The sequence below is a fragment of the Pseudomonas sp. B22129 genome (assembly GCF_044218875.1).
Lineage (GTDB): Bacteria > Pseudomonadota > Gammaproteobacteria > Pseudomonadales > Pseudomonadaceae > Aquipseudomonas.
The window spans coordinates 792,941-817,392 of sequence record NZ_CP162592.1; the positions used below are offsets into that span (position 1 = coordinate 792,941).

The window sequence follows — 24,452 nt, forward strand, 5'->3', positions numbered from 1 at the left end:
AAATCTGCAATTGAAATATGCCAGTTGAAACACCGTTGCAGTTTTGGGAGTGCTGCGCACTCCAGCGGGAGCAAGCTCCCTCGCCACAGGGATGGGATCAGACTTTCTTGTACAGCTGACTGCCTTCCTGCTTGAACCGCTCCGCCTGCTCGGCCAGGCCTTTGGCCACGTCCACATCCACCGCTTCAATGCGCTGGTTGGCCGCGTACTCACGCACCTCCTGGGTGATCTTCATCGAGCAGAACTTCGGCCCGCACATCGAGCAGAAGTGCGCGACCTTGGCCGAGTCTTTCGGCAAGGTTTCGTCGTGGTACGAGCGCGCGGTGTCCGGGTCCAGGCCGAGGTTGAACTGGTCTTCCCAGCGGAACTCGAAGCGTGCCTTGCTCAAAGCGTTGTCGCGAATCTGCGCGCCCGGGTGCCCCTTGGCCAAGTCCGCCGCATGCGCCGCGATCTTGTAGGTGATGATCCCGGTCTTCACGTCATCCTTGTTCGGCAAGCCCAAGTGCTCTTTAGGCGTGACGTAGCAGAGCATGGCGCAACCGAACCAGCCGATCATCGCCGCGCCAATGCCGGAAGTGATGTGGTCGTAACCCGGCGCAATGTCGGTGGTCAGCGGGCCGAGGGTGTAGAACGGCGCTTCGTCGCAGCATTCGAGCTGCTTGTCCATGTTCTCCTTGATCAACTGCATCGGAACGTGGCCCGGGCCTTCGATCATGGTTTGTACGTCGTGCTTCCAGGCGGTCTTGGTCAGCTCGCCGAGGGTTTCCAGCTCGCCGAATTGCGCGGCGTCGTTGGCGTCGGCGATGGAACCCGGGCGCAGGCCGTCGCCGAGGGAGAAGCTGACGTCATAGGCCTTCATGATTTCGCAGATTTCGTCGAAATGCGTGTAGGTGAAGTTTTCTTTGTGGTGCGCCAGGCACCACTTGGCCATGATCGAACCGCCACGGGAGACGATACCGGTGACGCGTTTGGCGGTCAGCGGCACGTAGCGCAGCAACACGCCGGCGTGGATGGTGAAGTAGTCGACGCCTTGCTCGGCTTGCTCGATGAGCGTGTCGCGGAACAGCTCCCAGGTCAGGTCTTCAGCGGCGCCGCCGACTTTTTCCAGGGCCTGGTAGATCGGCACAGTACCGATCGGAACCGGCGAGTTACGGATGATCCACTCGCGGGTTTCGTGGATGTGCTTGCCGGTGGACAAATCCATCACGGTGTCCGAACCCCAGCGAATGCCCCAGGTCAGTTTCGCCACTTCTTCTTCGATGGACGAACCCAAGGCGCTGTTGCCGATGTTGCCGTTGATCTTCACCAGGAAGTTACGGCCGATGATCATCGGTTCCAGTTCGGTGTGGTTGATGTTGGCCGGGATGATCGCACGGCCACGGGCGATTTCTTCGCGCACAAATTCCGGCGTGATGATCTTCGGCACGCTGGCGCCGAAGCTGTGGCCGGCGTGCTGCTGCTCCATCAGGCCAGCGGCGCGGGCTTCTTCAAGCTTCATGTTTTCGCGGATGGCGACGTATTCCATCTCGGCGGTGATGATGCCTTTGCGCGCGTAGTGCATCTGCGTGACGTTGGCCCCGGCTTTGGCGCGGCGCGGGTTCTTCACGTGGGCGAAGCGCAGCGCGGTCAGCTCGGCGTCGCTCAGGCGCTGTTGGCCGAAATGCGAGCTCAGGCCTGGCAGGCGCTCGGTGTCGCCGCGCACTTCGATCCACGGCGAGCGCACATCGCCCAGGCCTTTGCGCACGTCGATGATCACATTGGGGTCGGTGTACGGGCCGGAGGTGTCGTAGACGACCACAGGCGCGTTGATTTCACCGCCGAAATCGGTGGGGGTCACGTCCAGGCTGATTTCACGCATCGGCACGCGGATGTCCGGGCGGGTGCCTTGTACGTAGATTTTTTGCGAGCGGGTAAACGGTTGCACGGAGCCGGAGTCGACTTTGGCCGATTCACTCAGGTGCACGGTATTTTTTAATGTTGTCGTCATCACGGGCTCTCCAACTATCCAGGCGGTGGATTTTTGTCGGAGCGAACCTGGGACGGATGGACGCACTGAAACCAGTGCTGTGCTCGGTGCACGAGGGTTGTTCAATAAACGAACAACATCCCGGACGAAGCACAAGAGGACTCGCCGGGTGACGAGAAATCTTGTTCCCTACGCAGGCGCTAACCTGATCAGGTTCAACGGGATCCGGTATTTACCGATCTCAGCCTTCCAACAAGGCACCCCGACAAGAACGCGGCCAGTCTAGACCATGCCGAGGGCAAATTGCCAATGACGGTGCATTCAGCGTGATGAATGGCGTGATTGCGGGATTGTTGCGCCGTGATCTGGCCACTACACTCGGGCGTTGCCCAATGCTCGCGTAGCGTTGGGCGCTTAATTATCGCCGCCATATTCACTCTAGGGATCGCCACATGCTGCGCAAACTCTCACTGGCTCTCGCCGTGTCTTGTGCGACCAACGGAATGGTCTGGGCAGCAGAAGCGCCCTTGTCCGCCCAAACCGATCTGGTCAGCGTCTACCAGGAAGCAGCCCTTAATAACGCCGACTTGGCCGCCGCCCGCGCTCAATATGGCGCACAGAAAGAAGTGGTGCCCCAGGCCCGCGCCGGGCTGCTGCCCAACCTGTCAGCCGGTGCCGACAGCAATAAACTGCGCACCCAGATCGACCAGCCGGCGGCCACCGTCAACCGCGACGCCCATTCCTGGCGTGCGACCTTGAGCCAGCCGCTGTTCCGCGCCGACCGCTGGTTCCAACTGCAAGCCGCCGAGGCCGTCAACGAGCAGGCCGCGCTGCAACTCTCGGCCACCGAGCAGAACCTGATCCTGCAAAGCGCCGAAAACTACTTCGCCGTGCTGCGCGCCCAGGACAACCTGGCCTCGACCAAGGCCGAGGAAAACGCGTTCAAGCGCCAGCTCGACCAGTCCAACGAGCGCTTCGACGTGGGCCTTTCCGACAAGACCGACGTGCTGCAATCCCAGGCCAGCTACGACACCGCGCGCGCCAACCGCATTGTTGCGCAGCGCCAGGTCGACGACGCCTTCGAAGCGCTGATCACCCTGACCAACCGCCAGTACAACTCGATTCAGGGCATCGTCCACACGCTGCCGGTGTTGCCACCAGCACCGAACGACGCCAAAGCCTGGGTTGAAACCGCCGGGCGCCAGAACCTCAACCTGCTGGCCAGCAACTATGCGGTGACCGCCGCCGAAGAAACCCTGCGCCAGCGCAAAGCCGGCCACTTGCCGACGCTGGACGCGGTGGCGCAATACGAAAAAGGTGACAACGACGCGCTCGGCTTCAGCAACCCGAACCAACTGCCGGTGCCTTACGGTGGCGATGTGTCGCAACGCACCATCGGCCTGCGCCTGAACATCCCGATCTACAGCGGCGGCCTGACCAGTTCGCAAGTGCGCGAATCCTATTCACGCCTCGACCAGAGCGAGCAACAACGTGAAGGCCTGCGCCGTCAGGTGGTGGAAAACACCCGCAACCTGCACCGCGCGGTGAACACCGATGTGGAACAGGTGCAGGCGCGCCGCCAGTCGATCATCTCCAACCAGAGCGCGGTGGAAGCCACGGAAATCGGCTATCAGGTGGGCACGCGCAACATCGTCGACGTGCTGGATTCACAGCGCCAGCTGTACTCGTCGGTGCGCAACTACAACAACAGCCGCTACGACTACATCCTCGACAACCTGCGCTTGAAACAGGCAGCCGGCACCTTGAACCCGGGGGATTTGCAGGACCTGGCGCGTTACCTCAAGGCTGACTACAACCCGGACAAAGACTTCCTGCCGCCGGATTTGGCCAAGGCGGCTGCCGAGCAGCTCAAGGCTCGCCCGGGCTCCTGAGCACAAAAAAATGTGGGAGCTGGCTTGTGTGGGAGCTGGCTTGCCTGCGATACAGACACCTCGGTCCTTCAAATACACCGGGGTGATGCTATCGCAGGCAAGCCAGCTCCCACATTTTGTTCCGTGTTAACTCAATAATCTGTCCAGGCCATCCAGCAAGCGCTTGAGCGCGCCCTGGTTGGCTTGCATCACTTTCAGCCCGGCCGCGCCCATGTTGCGTGCATCCTGCGGCAGTTCAAACAACTGCCGCACAGCTTCGGCCAGCCCATCGGCGTCATCCACCGCTCGCAGCGCCCCGGCTTCACGCATCATCGCGGTGATTTCGAGGAAGTTGAACACGTGCGGCCCCATGATCACCGGCTTGCCCAGCGCTGCCGGCTCCAGCGGGTTGTGGCCGCCGGTGGCCACCAGGCTGCCGCCAACGAAGGCGCTGTCGGCCAAGGCATACAGAAACAGCAACTCGCCCATGGTGTCGCCCAGCAAGACCGAGGTCTGCGCGGTCACCGGTTCGCCGCTGGAGCGGCGCACCGTGACAAACCCCTGCTGCGTGCACAGCTCGAACATCGGGCCAAAACGTTCCTGATGGCGCGGCACCAGAATCAGCAGTGCGTTGGGGTAGCTGTCGAGCAGTTGACGATGGGCGGCGAGCACCACCTCGTCTTCGCCTTCATGGGTGCTGGCGGCGATCCACACCGGCCGCTCGCTGGCGCCCCATTGTTCGCGCAAGGCGGCGGCGCGCACCGGCAATTGCGGGTCGATGGTCAGGTCGAACTTGATCGAACCGGTGACCTCGACCGTTTCCGGGCGCGCGCCGAGGCTTAGATAACGCTGGGCTTCGGTGTGCGTCTGCACGGCGAACAGGCTCATTTCGGCCAGCATCGGCGCGGTCAACTTGGCGAAACGCCCGTAACCTTTGGCCGAGCGCGCCGATAGCCGAGCATTGGCCAAGGCCACTGGAATGCCGCGTTGCGCGCAGGCATGGATATGGTTAGGCCACAGCTCGGTTTCCATGATGACCGCGAGTTTTGGCTGAACGCGATCAAGAAACCGCTTGGCTGCGCAGGGCAAGTCATAGGGCAGATAGCAGTGCTGGACGCGCGGCTCATGGGCGAACAGCGCCTGGATGCGCTCGGAACCGGTGGGCGTCATGCAGGTGACCGTGATGGGCAGCGTGGGGTGACGTTCCATCAACCCGCGAATCATCGGCGCGGCAGCAATGCTCTCGCCCACTGAAACGGCGTGCACCCAAATCCCCCCCGGTTTCATCACCGGCAAGCCATACGAGAAACGCTCGCCCACGCGTTTGGCGTAGGCCGGTGCCTTGCGTGCGCGCAGCCACAAACGTAAAGCCACCAACGGCAGCGCCAGGTAAAACAGACAGCTGTAGAGAGTTCTATTCATGGCGGCGGAGTTTATCGGCTTTTTCAGTCAATCGCCTGCAGGCACTCGGCAAATCGTTCGGCCAAAAAGCGTGCGGCGGGGCCGAGGTGTTCGTCGCGGCGCCAGACCAGCTCAACGACCAGGGCTGGCGGGGTCCATTCGCTGTCCAGTTCGACCATCTGTTGCTGATAGGTCGGGTACTGCACGATATGCAGGGGCAACCAGGCCCAGCCCAGGCCGCTCATCAACCATTCGGCGAGCACGTAGAAGCTGTCCGCACGCCACACCAAGGGGCTGGCGGCTTCGCTGCCGGGGTAGACGCTGGTCTGGGTCGACATCAGCAATTGGCGAAACTGCGCCAGGCGCTGGCAGGTCACGTACTTTTCCTGGGCCAGCGGGTGATTCACACCGCACACCGTGACCATCTCCACACTGCCCACCACCCGCCGCTCAAGGGCTTCGGGGATCTGGTCGTGATAGAACAACAGGCCCAAATCCGCCTTGCGCTCCACCAGCTTGCGCGCCACATCACCCTGGGCGGCGCTGGAGAGTTGCACTTCCAGATGCGGGTATTGCGCGGCCAATGCTTCAAGGCTGTCGAGCACGGGCTGGAACAACATGGCTTCGTCCTGGGCCAGGCGCAGCAGGGCTTCTTCACCGCGTGTCAGCGCCAGCGCGCGACCATTGAGGCGCTCGCACTGGCGCAAGACTTCGCGCGCTTCCTCCAGCAAGACGCTGCCAGCTTGGGTCAAGACGGGCTGACGGCCGCTGCTGCGCTCGAACAGGCTCAGCCCCAAGTCCGCCTCGAGCAGTGCAATGCCGCTGCTCACCGCCGACTGCGCCTTACGCTGGTGACGCGCCACGGCCGAAAACGATCGCTGCTCGGCGACGCTGACAAACAGGCGCATCTGCTCCAGGTTCCATTGCACACTCATGGCTCAACCCATCTTTAAATCGGATAGGTAATGACTTTATCCCATCTTGTTAAACGTTAGAATGGCGACCTTATCCAGCACGCCACACACCGAGGACACCCCCATGAATATCGCCTATGTCTACCTGGCCATTGCCATTTGCTCGGAAGTGATCGCGACCGTTTCCATGAAGGCCGTCAAAGGCCTGAGCACACCCATCCCGCTGCTGCTGATGATCGTGGGTTACGGCGTGGCGTTCTGGATGCTCACCCTGGTGGTGCGCACCGTGCCGGTGGGCGTGGCGTACGCGGTATGGGCGGGCCTGGGGATTGTGATGGTCAGCGTCGCCGCGCTGTTTATCTACGGGCAGAAGCTAGATGTTCCGGCGATGCTGGGCATGGGCCTGATTGTGCTGGGCGTGGTGGTGATTCAGCTGTTCTCGAAAACCGCCGGGCACTGACCACTCCTCAACAGCCTGTATACTGCGCCTCTTGTCTTGAACACTGAGGTCGCCGATGCCATCCGTTATTTCCACCGACGTTCTGATTGTCGGCGCCGGGGTTGCCGGCCTCTGGCTGAATGCGCGCCTGCGCCGCCAGGGGTTTTCCACCGTGTTGGTGGAAAGCGCCACCCTGGGTGGCGGGCAAACCGTGAAGTCCCAGGGGATCATTCACGGCGGTGCGAAATACGCCCTGCACGGCGCCCTCACCGGCGCCTCCGAGGCCATCGCCGATATGCCGCGCCGCTGGCGTGAAGCGCTGGCGGGCAACGGTGAGCTGGACCTGTCCGGCGTGCGCTTGCTCTCTGAAGCCCATTACCTGTGGTCCCCCGGCACGATTGCCGGCAACCTCACCAGCTTCTTCGCGAGCAAGGCCGTGCGCGGGCGCGTGGACCAGGTCAAGGGCGAGGAGTTGCCCCCGGCACTGCAAGACCGCCGCTTCAAAGGCAAGGTCTATCGCTTGGCAGAACTGGTGATCGACGTGCCGAGCCTGGTCGAGCGCCTGGCGCAACTGGCCGGTGACGGCTTGCTCGCCGGGCAGCACATCGAACCGCTGCGCGAAGGCGACACGCTGGTGGGCTTGAAGGTGGATGGCCGCGAAATCCGCGCCCAGCGCATCGTCTTGAGCGCGGGCGGCGGCACGGCGGATTTGCTCGGCGCCCTGGGCCTCAGCCAGCCGGCCATGCAGACCCGCCCGCTGCACATGATCATCGCCAAGGGCCCCGGCCTCAAACCTTTGTACGCCCACTGCCTGGGCGGCGGCACCAAGCCGCGCATCACCGTCACCACCCACCCGGCCGCCGATGGCAACTGGGTGTGGTACATGGGCGGCGACATTGCCGAGGCCGAGGGTGTGGTGCGCACGCCTGAAGAACAGATCGCCACCGCGCAAAAAGAGTTGGCGCAACTGCTGCCGTGGATCGACATGAGCCAAACCCGCTGGGCAACCCTACGCGTCGACCGCGCCGAGCCGCTGCAATCGGGCCTCACCCGCCCCGACAATGCCTTCCTCGCCGAACAGGGCCGCTTGCTCGTCGGCTGGCCGACCAAGCTGGCACTGGCACCGGACTTCGCGGACCGGGTGCTCAGCGCCCTGGAGCGCGACGGCATTCGCCCAACCGCCACCGAAGCCCTGCCCGACCTGCCGAAACCAGCCATCGGCCAACCTGCCTGGGAGCACCTGTTGCCATGAGCCTGCCGACCCTGCACGACCTGCATCGCCCCTTGGGCAGCACCGGCCTGTTGGTCTCGCCGCTGGGCCTGGGCACCGTCAAGCTGGGCCGCGACCAAGGGGTGAAATACCCCAGCGGCTTCCAGATTCCAGACGATGACGAAGCGCGGATGTTGCTGCGCCAGGCCCAACAACTGGGCATCAACTTGATCGACACTGCCCCGGCTTATGGGCGCAGCGAAGAACGCCTCGGTCCGCTGCTGCGTGGCCAGCGCAAAGACTGGGTGATTGTCAGCAAGGTCGGTGAAGAGTTCGAAGAGGGCCAGTCCCGTCACGACTTCAGTGCAGCCCACACACGGATGTCGATCGAGCGCAGCCTGAAAAGGCTTGAAACGGATTTTATCGATCTGGTGCTGGTGCACTCCGACGGCAATGACCTGCATATCCTCAACGATTGCGAAGTCTACGAGACCCTCGCGGCGCTGAAAAAAGAAGGCAAGATTCGCGGCTTCGGCTTCTCCGGAAAAACCGTCGAAGGCGGCGTGAAGGCTCTGGAAAGGGGCGATTGCGCCATGGTCACCTACAATCTGAACGAACAGGGCGAGAAAGCCGTGATTGATTATGCGGCAGCGCACGGCAAGGGAATTCTGGTGAAAAAGGCTTTGGCCAGTGGCCACGTGTGCCTGGAACCCGGAATGGATCCAATTCATGCCAGTTTCATGTTGTTGTTTGCGCAAACGGGCGTCGCCAGTGCTATTGTCGGGACCATTAATCCGCTGCACCTGGCCCATAACGTGGCGACCGCTGCCCAGGTCATTCGTCAACTCTGATGCCGCCCACGCGGCCGACCCCGTCGCAAGAAGGAGCCGACATGCCGCGAACGCTCATAAGAAAAAACCCCAGCAACTTCAAAACACTGCCGCTGCACGTCGAAGCCACACCCGAAGGCCTGAGTTACCAGAGCGTGGGCATGCCGCTCAACTTCGCCCAGACCCTGCAACGGCGCAAGCCGGTGGACGTGGCCGACCCCGAGCGCTTCGCCCTGGAGCTGGCCAACCTGGGGGTGTCGGTACGCCTGACCCTTCACTGGCAAAACAAAGATTACTGGGTGCTGGTGCGCCAACGGCGCCAGGACCGTGGTGACGTGGTGCTCAAGCTGATCTCCGGCTACGTCCCCGCCCATGAACTGAACCTGCCACTGCACACTGCGATCCAGGAAATTGCCGAAGAATGTTTGCTCGAGACGCCCGAAGGCTGGCTCGGCGGACGCTTCAATGACACCTGGCTGCCGGCGCCCTACTCCGCCGCCCTGCATTACCGCGAAGCCCTGCCGTTTCGCCTGAGCCCGCTGTCCGGCGCCGCCCGCCCGGTGCGTTGCGCCACCACCCAACTGATCGAGCGCCCACGGGCCTATGTGCACCTGCCCACGGCGTCACTGCAGTTGATTTATGACCTGCGCCTGGAAGTGCCCAGGGAAGCCAAATCCCTCAGCCTGTTCCATGTGGATGAACGTCTCGAAGGCGACCAGCTGGTGGCGCGCCTTGATCGCCAACGCCCGGATTTGTACCTGATGCCGTTGAAGGACGGCCAGCCCATCGCCGAGCTGTACACCGTCAAGAAAGACCAGCTCATCCCGGCGAGCACACGCGGCTTGTACCTGGCCGAAAGCTTCGCACAACAGGAGGGCTGGCTGGTGCGTGACGAGCGGATTCGCTGGAAGGACTGGCTGCGCCAGCAGGGTTTGGCAGAACCGGAGAAAGAGTCGAAATTGAAGCGCCTGGCACAGCGGGTGCTGCGCAAGATTGTGCCGAAGAAAAAAGCCGGTCGCTGAACTCAAAAACGCAGCAGATCAATGTGGGAGCGGGCTTGCTCGCGAATGCGGTGGGTCAGTCATGAATGTGGTGGCTGGTCCACCGCCTTCGCGAGCAAGCCCGCTCCCACACAAGCCCGCTCCCACATTTTGATTGTGGTCAGCCTTTAAGAAGCCGCTCCAGGCCGACTTTCAGCGGGGTCGGTTCGGGCAGGGTAAAGTTGGCCAACAGCCGCTGGTTGTTCGCCCGCGAATGCCGAATATCGCCCGAGCGCGCGGGCCCGTAAGTCACCGTCGGCAACTTGCCTACAATCTCTTCCAGCGCCTGCAACACCTGCTTGAGCGTGGTCGTGCGGTTCCAGCCGACGTTGATCGCACCCAGCGGCGCATCCGGCACCTCGATGGCTTGCACCAGCAAGTCCACCAGGTCGCCCACGTACATGAAATCGCGAGTTTGCTCGCCGTCGCCAAACACGGCAATCGGCACGCCCTGCTGCACGCGTTCGCTGAAAATGCTGATAACGCCGGAGTACGGCGAGGACGGATCCTGACGCGGCCCGAAGATATTGAAGAAACGGAAAATCACCGGCTCCAGGCCATGCTGGCGGCGGTAGAAGTCGAAGTAATGCTCGCCCGCCAGCTTGTCCGAAGCATAAGGCGTCAACGGTGCCTTGGTGGTCTCTTCGTCAATCGAGGCGCCTTCACCGTTGTTGCCGTACACCGCCGCGCTGGACGCAAACACCACGCGCTTGACGCCGGCTTTGCGCATGGCCTCGCAGACATTCAAGGTGCCCACAAAATTGCTCTGGTGCGTGCTGATCGGGTCATCCACGGAGGCCTGCACCGACGCCACAGCAGCCAGGTGCACCACCGCCGTCGCACCGGTGGCCGCTTGCGCCACCGACTCGGCATCGGCCACATCACCTTCAATCAGCTCGACGTTCGGGTTGCCCAACGGCAAATTGCTGCGCTTGCCGGTCGACAGGTTGTCCAGCACCCGCACGCCATACCCTTTGGCGAGCAAGGCATCAACCAGGTGCGAGCCGATAAAGCCGGCACCGCCTGTGATCAGGACCCACTTGGCCGCCTTACTCATTGTTGCGAATCTTCTCGACGATGGCCGTGGTCGAGCTGTTCTCAACCAGGCCCAGCACTTTGACCTTGCCACCGTAGGCGCTGACGATATCGGCCCCCACGACCTGGTCGACGGAATAATCGCCGCCTTTGACCAGCACGTCCGGCTTGACCTGAGCCAGCAAGTTTTCCGGGGTGCCTTCAGGGAAACTGATTACCCAGTCCACGGCGCCCAGACCGGCCAGTACGGCCATGCGCCGGTCGACGCTGTTGATCGGACGGCCCGGGCCTTTGAGGCGGCTGACCGACGCATCATCGTTAACGGCAACGATCAGGCGGTCGCCTTGGGCGCGCGCCTGCTCCAGGTAGGTCACGTGGCCCGCATGGAGGATGTCGAAGCAGCCATTGGTGAACACAATGCTTTCGTTGTGGGCACGGGCATCGTCGATGGCCAGCAGCAATTGCTCGATACCCAGCACGCCGCGTTCCGAGCCTTCGGAGCGCTGGATCGCGCGGCGCAGTTCAGGTGCGCTGATCGCTGCCGTACCCAACTTGCCGACCACGATGCCTGCCGCCAGATTGGCCAGGGCCACGGCGTGGGGCAGTTCCTCACCGGCCGCAATGGAGGCGGCCAGGGTGGAAATGACCGTGTCGCCGGCGCCGGTGACATCGAACACTTCACGGGCACGCGCTGGCAGGTGCATCGCCGGGTGGCCCGGGCGCAACAGCGTCATGCCGTGTTCGCCGCGGGTGACCAGCAACGCGCCGAGGTCGAGGTCGGCCATCAGTGTGGCGCCTTTCGTGACCAGCTCGTGCTCATCGGCGCAACCGCCGACGATGGCTTCAAACTCGCTCAGGTTTGGCGTGATCAGGCTGGCGCCCCGATAAATCGAGAAGTCCTTGCCCTTGGGGTCGGCCAATACAGGAATGCCCCTGGCCTTGGCGGCCTGGATCAGTTCCTGGTGATTTTTCAAGGCGCCTTTGCCGTAGTCGGACAGCACCAGCACCTTGATACCTTCAAGCAACGCGTCGACCTGGCCACTCAGGGCCAGGGCATCGGTGGCGAAGGGTTCTTCGAAATCGATACGCAGCAATTGCTGGTGCCGGCTCATGACCCGCAGCTTGACGATGGTCGGCTGATGGGCGATGCGCTGGAACAGTGCACGCACGCCGGCACCGCGCAGGCTGTTGGCCAAGCTGTTGGCGGCTTCGTCGTCGCCGGTTACACCGACCAGAGAGGCCGGGGCGCCGAGGGCGGCAATATTGAGGGCAACGTTGGCAGCGCCACCTGGACGGTCTTCGATTTGCTCGACCTTGACTACCGGTACCGGTGCCTCAGGGGAAATCCGTGAGGTACCGCCATGCCAGTAACGGTCGAGCATGACATCGCCGACCACCAAGACAGGGGCTTGATCGAATCGCGGCATGGACAACTTCATGGAGCAACCCACATACAAAATGAACAGGGGCGCGATATTAGCACAGGGTTACAGGAGGCTTGTGGCGGGCGTGACAGAAGATGGCGGACACTGCTGTGAATCCAGCGCTTAACAAATGTGGGAGCGGGCTTGCTGTGGCGAGCAAGCTTGCTTGCGCTGGGGTGCGAAGCGCCCCCAAAAAGCTGGCGACCGCTGCGCGATCGAGCGGGAGCAAGCTCCCTCGCCACAGCAAGTCCGCTCCCACAGTGTTTTCAGGTGATGTCGGCCGACACCGGTGCATCCAGGCCCATGGCGTGCAGGCGGGCATAATAGCCGTTCTGCGCCAGCAACTCGCCGTGGGTGCCACGCTCCACAATCCGGCCGTCGTCCATCACCAGAATCAGGTCAGCCTTCTCGATGGTGGACAAGCGATGCGCGATCACCAGGGTCGTGCGGCCCTGCATGACTTTGTCCAGAGCTGCCTGAATGTGCCGCTCGGATTCGGTGTCGAGGGCCGAGGTGGCCTCGTCGAGAATCAGCAGTGGCGCGTTCTTGAGCAACGCCCGGGCGATTGCCAGACGCTGGCGCTGGCCGCCGGACAACAGCACACCGTTCTCGCCGACCGGGGTGTCGAAGCCTTTGGGCAACTGGTCGATGAAGTCTTTGGCATAGGCATCCGCCGCCGCCGCTTCAACGTCCGCCCGTGGCGCACCCGCCAGGTCGCCATAGGCGATGTTGTTGGTCACGGTGTCACTGAACAGGGTCACGTGCTGGGTTACCTGGGCAATGTGCTTGCGCAGGTTGAGCAGCTTGTAATCTTCAACCTCTACGCCATCGAGCAGAATCTCACCGCTTTCATGGTGGTAAAAACGCGGGATCAGGCTGGCCAGGGTCGACTTGCCGCTGCCGGAACGACCGACCAGTGCAACCATCTGCCCCGGCTCGACGCTGAAGCTGATGTCCTTAAGCACATGGCGATCCGTGCCCGGATAAGTGAAGTTGAGTTGACGCACTTCCAGGCGGCCGCTGACCTTGTCGCGTTCGATCGTGCCACGGTCGACTTCCTGCTCTTCGTCCAACTGCTCGAAGATGCTTTCAGCACCGGCCACGCCTTTCTGGATGGTGGAGCTGACTTCCGACAATTGGCGGATCGGCTTGGGCAGCAGGCCGGCCAACGTGATGTAAGCCACCATGTCGCCTGCCGACGCATCACCGCGAAGGTAAAGCACGAGGAACATCAGCACCGCCATGGCGGTGTAGATCACCAACTGCAGCGCCGGCGTATAGATCGCACCGGTGCGGGTCATGCGCAGTTGCTTGTCGGTGTTGCTCAGGCTGGCCTTGAGGAAACGCTTCTCCTCGTAGACTTCACCACCGAAGCTGCGCACCACGCGGTAACCCTGGATGGTTTCGGAAGCGACGTGCGTCACGTCGCCCATGGCCACCTGAATCTTCTTGCTCTGCTTACGGAATTTTTTGCTGGCAGTTCTGACCATCACGGCAATCAACGGCAGGATGGCAACCATCACCAGCGTCAGGCGCCAATTCATGAACAGCAGGGAGGCAAACAGGAAGATCACCGTCATGCCTTCGCGGATCACCACCTTGATGGCATCCGTCGCGGCCCCCGTGACCATGGTCACGTTGAAGGTGATGCGCGAGATCAAATGCCCGGAGTTGTGGTTGTCGAAGTAGCGGTTTGGCAGCGTCAACAGGTTGTTGAACAGCTGTACCCGCAGGTCGTGGACCAGGCCCAGGGAAACCTTGGCCAGCAAGTAGTTGCCCAGGAACGAACCCAGGCCCTGCCAGGCGGCGATCAGAATGATCAGCAAAGGAACGGCTTGCAACAATTGCAGGTCGCGCAGGAACGGCACAGTGGGAAACAGCACCGCTTCAGGGTTGGAAAGACCGTCGACGAAGTACTTGAGGATGTACCCCAGCATGGGCTGGGTCGACGCGAAAATCAGAAATCCGACAATACTCAACGCGAACAAGCCCATATAGGGCTTAACGTAACTGAGCAGGCGGAAGTATATTTTCAAGCTCGAAGGGCTTGCGCTCGGACTGGAGTCGGTCATATCACGCGGCGTTTTGAAAAAGGAGGCTGACTTTAGCACAGCTTCTCTGTTGTACTTGCACCCGGCATGACCCTCGGCCCGGTTGGATCCAACCGGAGACATTATATGGCCACTAATCTAAGATGGTCGGCTTTCTCAATTCTGGAATGGCTTCTACTGTATGCACTCCAAGCGCCTCATTTATGGCTCAAATCGCGTTTTCGACTTCCTGGTCCTGTGGATTTTGCCCATTGGTTTGCTGCTACTGTTGAGTTCGCTGTTCTACGTCACCAATCGCAATGTCATGCACCGGCTCTACTATGGTTTTTTCAGTGTGCCGACCCTGTTCCTGCTGTGCTTGCGCCCGCGTGAACTCAAAGAGTTGCTGCGCGAGCCATTGGCGATTGCCTTTCTGGTGTTTTGTGCCTGGGCTTTGACCACTGTGCTCTGGAGCCCGGCGCCCACCGGCGACTCCAACCTGTACAAGGTCCCGCTGCAAACGTTCATGCTGTTTGCCGGCTGCGGTTTGATGCTGCATTACCGCAACGACCTGTTTCGACCGATCTTTTTCAGCGCCGCCGTGATTGCACTGGCGGTCTGCCTTTCCAACCTGGTGGCGTTTGTCAAAGGCTTCCAGCCGGGCATGCGCATGATCGGCGGCCTGGGCGCCCTCGATAACCCGTTACTGAGCTCCCATCTGTTCGGTTTTTTCTGTGTGTACTGGCTGTATGTCTGCGTCAATACAAAGCACATGCGCACACTGTGGCTCAGCGTCCCCGCCGTCACGATCATGACCGCGGCGGTACTGGCAACGGGTTCCAGGACACCCTTGGTTGCATTGGTAATGGCAGTGCTCTGGATGGGCCTGCTCAGCCGCAATCGGCGTTCGGCGCTGATGGTTACGGGCCTGGCCGTCACAGCGATCGCACTGTTGCTGTTTTACCCGGGATCAATCACCGAGCGCGGCAGCTCATTTCGTATCGAGATATGGCGCATCATGCTGGACCGTATCGCTGACTATCCGTGGATAGGCCACAGCTACGATTCCGAACTTTACGTAACGCTTGTGAACCATGAGTTTCTGCCGCTGCGCGAACCCCACAGCTTCGCTTTGGGCGTTCTCTATTACGTCGGCATCATCGGCTTTATCCCGTGGACCTTCATGCTTGGCTGGGGCCTTTACAAGGGTTTGAAAGAGCGCGCCCAGCCGCTGTTCATCCTCGCCTCCTCCCTGCTGGCCTACGGTATCGGCGCCGGCCTGACCGAGGGCGGTGGCATTCTGTCGCGACCCAAGGAGCACTGGTTTCTACTGTGGATCCCGCTGGCATTGATCGCGGGCCTGAGCCTCGCACAACGCCGGCACAGCGTGCTGCGCATACCGGTCAAGAGGCTTGGGGCGCAGGCTCTTGAAGCCTTGCACAAGGATGCCGTCATCATTGAGGAAGATGGCCTCGGCCCCAAGGTCCTGCGCCTGGCAGACGGCAGCTTCCTGAAGCTGTTCCGGGCCCGTCGCTGGTACACCTCCGGCGGCTTCAACCCCTATTCGGAGCGGTTCGCCAGCAACAGCGAGCAGTTGCGCTCGCTGGGTATTGCTTCACCGTTGATTCTCGACTTGTATCACCTGCGCGACGGCAGCAGCGCCGTACGCTACCAGCCGCTACCCGGGCTGACACTGCGCCAGGCCTTGCAAAGCCTGGACAGCAGCCTGCGCGAATCGCTGATCGAACGCTTTGGCCGGTTCATGGCCCAGTTGCATGAGCGCGGTGTTTATTTCCGCTCACTTCATTTGGGCAATGTACTGCTGATGGACGATGGCGAGTTCGGCCTGATCGACGTAGCCGACTTGCGCATTTACCCGTCGGCACTGCGTTACACACTGCGCCAGCGCAACCTGAAGCACATGCAACGCTATGCGCAGGACCGCAACTGGTTGTTCGAGACTCACTTTGCTGAGCTGACCAAGGGTTATGCCTCAGTTGCATCGCCGCAAGCCATGGCAAAGATTCGCCAACAGGTGCAAACGCTGGCTCGCCCGGCCACCTGAGCCGTGAAGCCGATGCGCCCCCTGTGCGGGGCGCATCGGCGCGGTATCAGTCTTTTTCCAGCGGGGAAAAATACAACCGCACCAAGCCGCGCCAGGTTTTCTTGTTCCACGCCCGAAACGGGATCTGCGCCAACAGCTCTCGCGCCAACGCACGGTTGCGGTTGGACGTTTTAAGGAACATGGAGCTGAGGAACTTGTAACGTACTTCGTCGTATTGCGGGTGATCACTGAACAACGCGTATGAACGCAGAATATTGTCGATCATGAATCGATGGTTCTTGTACGAGTTGGTGGCGTGTTTGCGGTAGCGCGCCATGAGCACGTTCAAACCATCAATAAAGTAGCCGGCCCGGGTAATTTTCAACTCGATCAACAAATCTTCCAGGCGAATTTCAGGGTCGAAACCACCGACCTTTTCCAGCGCTTCACGGCGAATCATCAGCGTGGGCGCGGGCGGGTAGGGTTTGCGCTCCATGAACATGTCGTCGAAGTCCAGGCGCCGGAAAGGCACGTCCCGGCGCTGGCGTTTCTCCGGGAACAGTTCGCCATTGGAATCGATCAGTTCGATGTTACCGGCACAGATCCCGACCTCAGGCTTGCCATCCATATAGGCCACCTGAGTCGCGATGCGCTCGGGCAACATGATGTCATCGGAACCGAACGGCACAACCAACGGGCCCTGGGACCGTGCGATGGCGCCATTGAGCGTGTTGGTCAACCCTTGATTCTGCTGGACGCGAAAATCAAACGTGTGCTGTTCCTGTAAACGGCGAATGCGCTCGACGCTGTCGTCTGTCGAGCCATCGTCAATTACCAGCAATTCGATGTTGGGGTAGGTCTGGTTTAGAACACTGAGAATGCTGGCCTCAATGTAGGGCCCATGGTTGTAAGACGCGATGATCACGGTGACCAAAGGCTGACTCTGGTTCATACATTATTCCTGTGTGCTTGAGCCAATCCTGAATCAATCAGTTCCAGGTACTCCTGGCGGAATACCTCAATGTCGTGCTGCGCCTGGAGGTACTGGTAAGCTTGCTCACCCTTTTGCGCCAGCGCTTCGTCGGGCAACGCCAAGTAGGTATCCAGCGCCTGAGTCAGCTGCGACACGTTGGCTGGCTCCACCGCAAGGCCGCCCGCCCCTTCAATCAGCGGGAGCATGGCGGGCACGCTTGAGGCGATCACCGGCAAGCGACCGCTCATGCCTTCCAGCAAGGCCAGGCCCAGGCCTTCCGCCAGCGACGGCATGGCCCAAATATCAAAGGCGCGAACGTACTGCAGGGCATTTTCCTTGAAGCCCAGCAGGTGCACGCGCCCACTCAAGCCAAGGCTCTGGATCTGCGCCGTCAGGCTGGATTCTTCACGCCCCGCCCCAATGATGGCGAGTTGGGCGGTGGGGTATTTGTCCTTGAGCGCGGCAAAAGCCTGCAATAGAAACGTATGCCCCTTGACCGGCACCAGCCGGCCCAGGGCGCCGATCAGGCGCACCGAAGGGTCGATGCCCAACAATTCACGCGCACGCTCACGGGAATGCTGCAGGCCTTCGGCCTGTTCGATATCGATGGCATTGGTGATGGCGTAGGTATTGCTATAGGTGAAGCCGCACTGGCAGTCCAGCAGGTATTGCTTAACAGCAGGCGACACGCCGACAAACCGCCAGTGCCTGTCGATCCAGCGCTGCGCCTGCTTGCGCCGGTAGACACGGTCATATTCGCCAAAACCGTGGGAGATGCCGATACACAACGGGATCTTCAACCAGCGGTTCAACTGCAACATCATGTTGACCGGTTTGAAGCGGTTGCACACTACGACGTCGAACTTTTCCTCACGGCAGAACTTATACAGCTGCCACATGGCGCGCAGCCTCAAGCCTTTGAGGGACTTGTCGGAAAACTCGAAATAGACGGAAGAAGCCGCACGGCTGACAGGCTCCCCCGGCCCCGGGCGGCCACGCAGGAACGCGGCCGTGACTTCGTAGCGGTCCGCCGGCAATGCCTTGACGATCTGTTCGGCCAGGTCGGCGAAGTCATGGGATTTAACATTGTAGTCAGGCTGCAGTTGCAGGACCTTGAAACGCCGACTCATAACTCTCCTCGATGGAAACCTGTGGCATCAATAACCCAGGATTTTTCAGCAGCCAGCGCCTCGACGTACTCGACGGGAGGCTCGGGCTGCAGCGGCCACTGATTGCGCTTCCAGCAGACAAAATGGAAGTATGGAAATTCCCGCCCACCATCCCTGTCATTGGTCAGACGGCCGTCATTCCAGAACCATTGATGAGGGAAGCGATCACTGCCGTCATGCCATTTGATGACGCCACCCGGCGTACTGAATGCCTCGGTGAACTCACTGCGTCGACGCCAGGGGTTGAATTTACCCACCAGATTGAACAATGGCTTCGGAAAGTTTTTGCGCCACAGGAAAATACGGCTGAACGCGCCTTCATCCAGCGCATGATGCGCCTGATCGGTGAAGCGCGCCTCCCAATCCTTGATCTGCATGAACGCATGCCGCTTTTTGGCGGTATTACGCATCAGGCACAAATGGCCGGCGACCCGCCGCTCATGGGTTGAAAACAGGTCATAGCCGGCCAGGCGCTCGCCGGTAAAGTAATTGCGCAGGTTGCCGTAGATAAGGTCCAGGTCGCCAAACGCCCAGAAATCGTAACCCGCGAGGCGATCCGCATGGATATGCCCGAGCGCTGGCTTGATGTCGCATAACTTGTAAGGCGCTTGAGGCGCAAAGTTGATGTACAGCCGCTGCGAAACCAGCGCGCAGTAATCGGCAAACGTGACGGTTTCAATCCTGACATTGGCGGGCACGTTTTCAGGCATCGGGCAATCGCTGAATAGCAGCCAGTCAATATCCGGGTTGCGCCCACAGCTCTCGAGGAAAAACGGCATCCAGAATGGCCAGCGACCAAAGTACGGAATAAGAAAGAGAATGCGGGGGCGCTGATTGATCACTCTGGGGGACTCACTGTCATTGATTCGGGAGCGCACGACGCTCCATCACGTTGCATTACATTACTTGTGCTTGATGAACCAAAAGAGTTCATGGCGCCGGATGGCTTTGCGGAAAAACTCGTTCTCTCCCCAGGGCGAGACAGCTCTTCCAGCCAGCAGGCGCTGAATGACGCGCCGCACACGCCGTTTGAACGGCATCCTCGGCTGCAAGTCATGCATCATGCCAAGCGACATTGCCTTGTCGCACTGCCGTTCCTCAGATACCGGCAGGCAGTAAGGCTGCAAAGTGTACGTTGAATCAAAGCATGGTGGCAAAGCGATACCAGCGCCCGAATCCCCCATCGGCCAACGGTCGTTGTCATGCAGATGGTTGGCGTAACCGAGCAACGTGGTCGGCTGCCACTCCAGCCCTTGCAAGGCCTCCAGAACAGCCTGTTGGGCGCAGATATGGTCGGGGTGCGGATCCAGCACCGCATGGGGCAGCACGATGACTTCCGGGCGCGCCATCAACAGTACGGCGCGCAGATCGGACAACAGGTTGTTCCAGGTCGGTCGGCCATCGGCGTCGGCCGGCAAGGTGAAGGGGTTGAACTGGCGAAACAGGCGAATATCCTCCAGCCCGGCCTCCCGCGAGGCCACCGCACGGTCGGGCTCGGCCTTCATCGCCGCCAGCTGCAGGCAGAAATAGCCCAGCTGCACGCAATGCTCCTGGGAGACACCGGCCCAACGCGGCACGGCGATGCTGTCCCAGGCACGCAGGCGGCCCTTGAGCCGCGCGGCTTCAGGCTTGCCCAACCCCATCTGCTGATAGTGCTCGGCCTCGATCTCGCCGGCCGTCAATGTCACGATCCAGGGCTGCGTCGCCTGGCTGTACAGGCCGAAGGCCGCAAGTTCGGCGTCGTCGGCGTGGGGCGCGATGACCATCACCCGCTGTTGAAGCACGTCAGGCTGGCGGAATACCGACAGAACCGGCTCACCCTGCACACGACAAAACCGGCTGCGCAACAGCAACTGACCGCCAAGAAGCGCCTGCGCCTGACCGGTAAGGTTCAGATAGCGCAAACCATCCACACCGCGCTCGAACACCTGACGATCACCTCCGGGCAAGGCGACATAGGGATCGATAAAACGGCCCAGCGCACTGCTTTTGAGGCGCAACGCCAGGATCAGCGTTTCATCGCCAGCCAGTGCCAATGCCTGATCCAGCACCAGGCAGCCCTGCTTCAGGCTGACCTTCGGCTGCTCGGTATCCGCCGCAAACTGATACTGATAGTCGTCCTTGGGCGAGTAGAAAAGGTGGTCGGCAAACCAGGCCTCGTGAGCGACCCACGCCAGCACCGCCAGCACCAGCGGCAACCACCAGGCCACCACCACGCCCACGCCAATCAACAGCAGCAACCCGACCAGCAGGCTGACGCGCTTGTTGCGACGATGGCGCTTGAGCAACGCCTGCTTGCGGCTCACGGACTCACTCATGTTTTGAATACCGGCACGGGGTTGCACCAACGGTCCTTGTACTCACGGTCAGCCCGGCCAAATGAAAAACGCAACGGCTTGCCGGCTTCCCGCGCCTGTTCCCAGGCGCTTTGTGTATTCAGGAAACTCAAGACGCTGCCCGGGCTGAACGCACGGGTTTCAGGGTCGACACCGCCGTTGATGTACTCGACGCTGACCCACTGCGGTGCTTCAACGCGGTACACCAGTTGAATCGCGATCGGCGCATCGTTGAGGAAAATCACCGAGCCGATCAGCCACTCACGCAACAGTTCGATCACCTGCGCCATGTGCTCGGCACCGGTGGCGGGAAAGCCCCAGCGGCGCTGGAACAAATCGCAATAAATCGCTGCCAGCTCCGCGCTGGAAAACTCATGGACCGCACGCATCACACCGCCCGCCTCTTCAAGCAGGCGCAATTCGCGGCGCTGGTTATAACGAAACTTTTTCGACAGTTCTTCAGGGCTGCGCGCCATGGCCAACTGCTCGGCCTGAGGCTTGAGGGCGACAAAGCGCCCCTCATTCAGCGCCGACAGGTACCGCCCGCGATGACGCAAGGGCGCTTGGGCATCGGCAGCCGCAGGCAGGATCAACTCGGCATTCCCCAAATCGAACAACCCCTTCTTGCCCTGGCGCTTGAGTACATCCTTGGACAAGGCCAAGTCCTGGCCCCAGGTGGCAATGCACGCCTTGAGCTCGCCACCTTGCTCCCACGCCAGATAACGCACAGGGATTTCAGCCAGCCCGGCCAGCCGCTCAACCACTTGCGGGTGGGTCGCCACACTGCCGCCAAAACGCTGCCAGGCATCGCTGTAGGTGGACGCATCAACGACGGACCAGCCACGCTCGCGCCAGCCTTGGAATCGATTGAGCATCAAGCCCTCGCGGTCAGTTCGATTACGTGAGGCAACTGCCAGAACACAGCGCGCACAGCCTGATCCGAGAACCGCTCGTGCAGGCGCTCCAGCATCATTTCGGCACATTGCTGGTGCTGCTGACGGTCCATGGCCGCCAAGTGACGCAACCCTTGCCCCAAGTGTTCGGCGTCGCCAAACGGAAACAGTATGCCTACACCTTCAACCACTTCACGGGCGCCACCACAGGAGGTGGCCAGCAGCGGCACGCCAGCGGCCATGGCTTCGAGCAGCACCATGCCGAAAGGCTCATTGTCGGAACTCAGGGCAAAGGCGTCGAACGCACGGAAATAACGGCGCGCATCCGGCACTTGGCCGAGAAACGACACGCGGTCAGCAATATCCAGCTCGCGGGCCAAAGCCTTCAGGTCTTTTTCCAGACGCCCGCTGCCGAGGATCGCCAGGCGACTCTGCGCGGGCAAATACGGCAATGCCTGGGCAAAGCCCTTGATCAATGTCGCCTGATCCTTGTCGGGATGCAGACGGCCGACGTTGCCGACCACCCACTCATCCGGCGACAACCCCAGGGCATCGCGCGCGGCATCGGCCGGCACTTGCAAGGCCTGCATGGCCTCGATACCGATGCGGTTATACAAGGTCTGGATGCGCGCCGCAGGCCAGGCGGGCAGACAGCGGCGCATGTCATCACGCACCGCATCGGACACGCCCAGCAGGCTCAGGCGCTTGCGGAAAATCGACGCGAACAGCTTGCGCGTACCGCGTTTGTAGTCACCAAACGCGTGGTGCACGCCGATCACCGGCAGGCGCGTGGCCAGCAGGGCGATGTAGATCGGTTTGAAGCGGTGGGCGATGCAGAAACTGAAATTGCGCGAGGCGGCAATCTTGCGCAGCTCGCCGATGGCGCCCAGCTTCAGGCCACGAATGGCCTTTGAGCTGAACTCCATGAACAACACTTCGTCACTGGCACACCCGGCGGCAACGTCGGGGTCGGCGACCCCGGTGAGAAACACCGTGGTCACCTTGTAGCCGGAGCCTGCGAACAGGCTCGCGTACTGTCGCGCGCAATCCAGGAACGGCCCGTCATAGCCGTGGCAGAACTGCAGGACGTGACGCTCAGCCGACCGTGTCATAAGGATCCACGCCGTCTTTGACGACCAGGATGTCTTCCATGATCAGGTACTCAAGGTCGGAGCCGAAGAACATGTTCAGCGCGTCGGTCGGCGAACAGATCATCGCTTCGCCACGACGGTTGAGCGAGGTGTTCAGCGACACGCCGTTGCCGGTCAGCACTTCCAGCTCTTTCATCATGTCGTAGTAGCGCGGGTTGTATTCGCGCTTGAGCACCTGGGCGCGGGAGGTGCCGTCTTCATGGACCACTTCCGGCACGCGGGTTTTCCACTCTTCAGCCACTTCAAAGGTGAAGGTCATGAACGGCGCCGGGTGGTCGACCTTGATCATCTGCGGGGCCACGGTGTCGAGCATCGACGGGCAGAAAGGCCTCCAGCGCTCGCGGAACTTGATCTGGTGGTTGATCCGGTCTGCCACGCCGGTGGCGCTTGGGCAACCGATGATCGAACGACCGCCCAATGCACGCGGGCCAAACTCCATGCGGCCCTGGAACCAGGCCACCGGGTTGCCGTCGACCATGATTTTGGCGATGCGCTGCGGCATGTTTTCGATCTGGCGCCACTTGGGCTTGCTCGCGTGCTTGGCGCAGGCGGCGATCACGTCTTCGTTGCTATAGGACGGGCCGAGGTAGACGTGTTCCATCTTCTCCACCGGCACGCCACGGGCGTGGGACACGTAGGCTGCCGCGCCGACGGCAGTACCGGCATCGCCGGACGCCGGCTGTACGAACAGCTCTTTCACGTCGTCACGGGCGATGATTTTCTGGTTCAGCTTCACGTTCAGCGCGCAACCGCCGGCGAAGGCCAGCTTGCCGGTGTCTTTGAGGATGTCGCCCAGGTAGTGGTCGATCATCTGCAGGGCCAACTTCTCGAACAGCGCCTGCATGCTGGCGGCGTAGTGGATGTACGGCTCGTCGGCTATATCGCCTTCACGCTTTGGCCCCAGCCACTCGATCAGTTTTGGCGAGAAGTAGAAACCTTTGCCCTTCTCTTTATAACGGCGCAGGCCGATGACGTTGGCGTAGTCGGTGTTGATCACCAACTCGCCATTTTCAAAGGACGCCAGACGCGAGAAGTCGTATTTGCTGGCGTCGCCGTACGGCGCCATGCCCATGACCTTGAACTCGCCGTCGAGCATCTCGAAACCGAGGAACTCGGTGATCGCGCCATACAGGCCGCCGAGGGAGTCCGGATCGTAGAATTCCTTGATCTTGTGGATCTTGCCGTTTTCGCCGTAGCCAAAGAACGTGGTGGCGTACTCGCCCTTGCCGTCGATGCCCAAGATCGCGGTTTTTTCCTGGAAGCCGGAGCAGTGGTAAGCGCTGGAGGCGTGGGCCAGGTGGTGTTCAACCGGTTCGATCTTGATTTTCTTCGGATCGAAGCCCAGTTGTTCCAGGCACCAGACAATCTTGTTGCGATAGCGCTTGTAGCGACGGTTGCCCATCAGGATCGCGTCAAGGGCGCGGTCCGGGGCGTACCAGTAACGCTTGGCATAGTGCCAGCGCGCCTCGCCGAACAGGCTGATCGGGGCGAACGGGATCGCCACTACGTCAACGTCGGAAGGCTTGATGCCGGCCTGTTCCAGGCAGAACTTCGCCGACTCGTAAGGCATGCGGTTCTTTGCATGTTTGTCGCGTACGAAGCGCTCTTCTTCGGCGGCCGCAATCAGCTTGCCGTCGATATACAGGGCTGCGGAAGGATCATGGCTAAGGGCGCCGGACAGGCCAAGAATCGTCAATGCCACAGGGGTCTAGCCTCTTTTAGTCTG

At 61.1% G+C, this 24,452-nt stretch carries 19 protein-coding genes and 1 riboswitch; of the genes, 6 read left to right on the plus strand and 13 right to left on the minus strand.

Annotated features, from left to right (window positions below):
• Positions 1-97: 97 nt before the first annotated feature.
• Complete coding sequence (gene thiC / locus AB4P94_RS03630) at positions 98-1,987, minus strand: phosphomethylpyrimidine synthase ThiC (protein ID WP_395609438.1); 1,890 nt, start codon at positions 1,985-1,987, stop codon at positions 98-100.
• A gap of 148 nt (positions 1,988-2,135) precedes the next feature.
• Positions 2,136-2,241: riboswitch (TPP riboswitch) on the minus strand.
• Between the two features lie 177 nt (positions 2,242-2,418).
• Between thiC and AB4P94_RS03635 the strand changes: the two genes are divergently transcribed.
• Positions 2,419-3,858 carry a TolC family outer membrane protein gene (locus AB4P94_RS03635; RefSeq protein WP_395609439.1) on the plus strand — a complete coding sequence of 480 codons (1,440 nt, stop codon included), beginning with the start codon at positions 2,419-2,421 and terminating at the stop codon, positions 3,856-3,858.
• Between the two features lie 126 nt (positions 3,859-3,984).
• Here the strand turns inward: AB4P94_RS03635 and waaA are convergent, their stop codons facing one another.
• A complete protein-coding gene (gene waaA / locus AB4P94_RS03640) occupies positions 3,985-5,259 on the minus strand; it encodes a lipid IV(A) 3-deoxy-D-manno-octulosonic acid transferase (protein ID WP_395609440.1) in 1,275 nt (424 codons plus the stop codon).
• A gap of 23 nt (positions 5,260-5,282) precedes the next feature.
• Complete coding sequence (locus AB4P94_RS03645; protein ID WP_395609441.1) at positions 5,283-6,173, minus strand: LysR family transcriptional regulator; 891 nt, start codon at positions 6,171-6,173, stop codon at positions 5,283-5,285.
• A gap of 103 nt (positions 6,174-6,276) precedes the next feature.
• Here AB4P94_RS03645 and AB4P94_RS03650 point away from each other — a divergent pair, with 103 nt between their 5' ends.
• The 4 genes from AB4P94_RS03650 to AB4P94_RS03665 are packed head-to-tail and all read left to right on the plus strand — an operon-like array spanning position 6,277 to position 9,653.
• Complete coding sequence (locus tag AB4P94_RS03650) at positions 6,277-6,612, plus strand: multidrug efflux SMR transporter (RefSeq protein ID WP_016972634.1); 336 nt, start codon at positions 6,277-6,279, stop codon at positions 6,610-6,612.
• Positions 6,613-6,667: 55 nt separating this feature from the next.
• Positions 6,668-7,843: an NAD(P)/FAD-dependent oxidoreductase gene (locus AB4P94_RS03655; protein ID WP_395609442.1), complete on the plus strand. Its 1,176-nt coding sequence runs from the start codon at positions 6,668-6,670 to the stop codon at positions 7,841-7,843.
• Positions 7,840-8,652 (plus strand): aldo/keto reductase, encoded by an 813-nt coding sequence (locus AB4P94_RS03660; protein ID WP_395609443.1) that lies wholly within the window; start codon positions 7,840-7,842, stop codon positions 8,650-8,652. The genes AB4P94_RS03655 and AB4P94_RS03660 overlap by 4 nt, the downstream gene beginning before the upstream one ends.
• A 41-nt stretch (positions 8,653-8,693) precedes the next feature.
• On the plus strand, positions 8,694-9,653 hold the full coding sequence (locus AB4P94_RS03665; RefSeq protein ID WP_395609444.1) for a metal ABC transporter ATPase: 960 nt from the start codon (positions 8,694-8,696) through the stop codon (positions 9,651-9,653).
• 139 nt (positions 9,654-9,792) lie between these two features.
• Here AB4P94_RS03665 and AB4P94_RS03670 read toward each other — a convergent pair whose 3' ends face one another.
• From AB4P94_RS03670 to msbA, 3 genes are all read right to left on the minus strand, one after another.
• Positions 9,793-10,728, minus strand: coding sequence for an NAD-dependent epimerase/dehydratase family protein (locus AB4P94_RS03670; protein ID WP_395609445.1), 936 nt, complete (start codon positions 10,726-10,728; stop codon positions 9,793-9,795).
• Complete coding sequence (hldE, locus tag AB4P94_RS03675) at positions 10,721-12,145, minus strand: bifunctional D-glycero-beta-D-manno-heptose-7-phosphate kinase/D-glycero-beta-D-manno-heptose 1-phosphate adenylyltransferase HldE (RefSeq protein ID WP_395609446.1); 1,425 nt, start codon at positions 12,143-12,145, stop codon at positions 10,721-10,723. Before hldE ends, AB4P94_RS03670 begins: the two co-directional genes overlap by 8 nt.
• 251 nt (positions 12,146-12,396) lie before the next feature.
• Positions 12,397-14,202, minus strand: coding sequence for a lipid A export permease/ATP-binding protein MsbA (msbA, locus tag AB4P94_RS03680; RefSeq protein ID WP_395609447.1), 1,806 nt, complete (start codon positions 14,200-14,202; stop codon positions 12,397-12,399).
• Positions 14,203-14,362: 160 nt separating this feature from the next.
• On the opposite strand from msbA, the gene AB4P94_RS03685 reads away from it, so the two are divergent.
• Entirely contained in the window at positions 14,363-16,225 is a 1,863-nt protein-coding gene (locus tag AB4P94_RS03685) for an O-antigen ligase family protein (RefSeq protein ID WP_395609448.1), read from the plus strand.
• A gap of 46 nt (positions 16,226-16,271) precedes the next feature.
• Here AB4P94_RS03685 and AB4P94_RS03690 read toward each other — a convergent pair whose 3' ends face one another.
• Genes AB4P94_RS03690 through AB4P94_RS03720 form a run of 7 tightly spaced genes read right to left on the minus strand, consistent with a single transcriptional unit; the run spans position 16,272 to position 24,428 of the window.
• Entirely contained in the window at positions 16,272-17,156 is an 885-nt protein-coding gene (locus tag AB4P94_RS03690; RefSeq protein WP_395609449.1) for a glycosyltransferase, read from the minus strand.
• Positions 17,153-18,307 carry a glycosyltransferase family 4 protein gene (locus tag AB4P94_RS03695; protein WP_395609450.1) on the minus strand — a complete coding sequence of 385 codons (1,155 nt, stop codon included), beginning with the start codon at positions 18,305-18,307 and terminating at the stop codon, positions 17,153-17,155. The genes AB4P94_RS03690 and AB4P94_RS03695 overlap by 4 nt, the downstream gene beginning before the upstream one ends.
• Positions 18,304-19,188, minus strand: coding sequence for a DUF6625 family protein (locus AB4P94_RS03700; protein ID WP_395609451.1), 885 nt, complete (start codon positions 19,186-19,188; stop codon positions 18,304-18,306). The genes AB4P94_RS03695 and AB4P94_RS03700 overlap by 4 nt, the downstream gene beginning before the upstream one ends.
• A gap of 60 nt (positions 19,189-19,248) precedes the next feature.
• Positions 19,249-20,664, minus strand: a complete 1,416-nt coding sequence (locus tag AB4P94_RS03705; RefSeq protein ID WP_395609452.1) for a PIG-L family deacetylase — start codon at positions 20,662-20,664, stop codon at positions 19,249-19,251.
• Entirely contained in the window at positions 20,661-21,557 is an 897-nt protein-coding gene (locus AB4P94_RS03710) for an antimicrobial resistance protein Mig-14 (protein ID WP_395609453.1), read from the minus strand. The genes AB4P94_RS03705 and AB4P94_RS03710 overlap by 4 nt, the downstream gene beginning before the upstream one ends.
• A complete protein-coding gene (locus AB4P94_RS03715; RefSeq protein ID WP_395609454.1) occupies positions 21,557-22,687 on the minus strand; it encodes a glycosyltransferase in 1,131 nt (376 codons plus the stop codon). Before AB4P94_RS03715 ends, AB4P94_RS03710 begins: the two co-directional genes overlap by 1 nt.
• Complete coding sequence (locus AB4P94_RS03720; RefSeq protein WP_395609455.1) at positions 22,671-24,428, minus strand: carbamoyltransferase; 1,758 nt, start codon at positions 24,426-24,428, stop codon at positions 22,671-22,673. Before AB4P94_RS03720 ends, AB4P94_RS03715 begins: the two co-directional genes overlap by 17 nt.
• Positions 24,429-24,452: the final 24 nt, after the last annotated feature.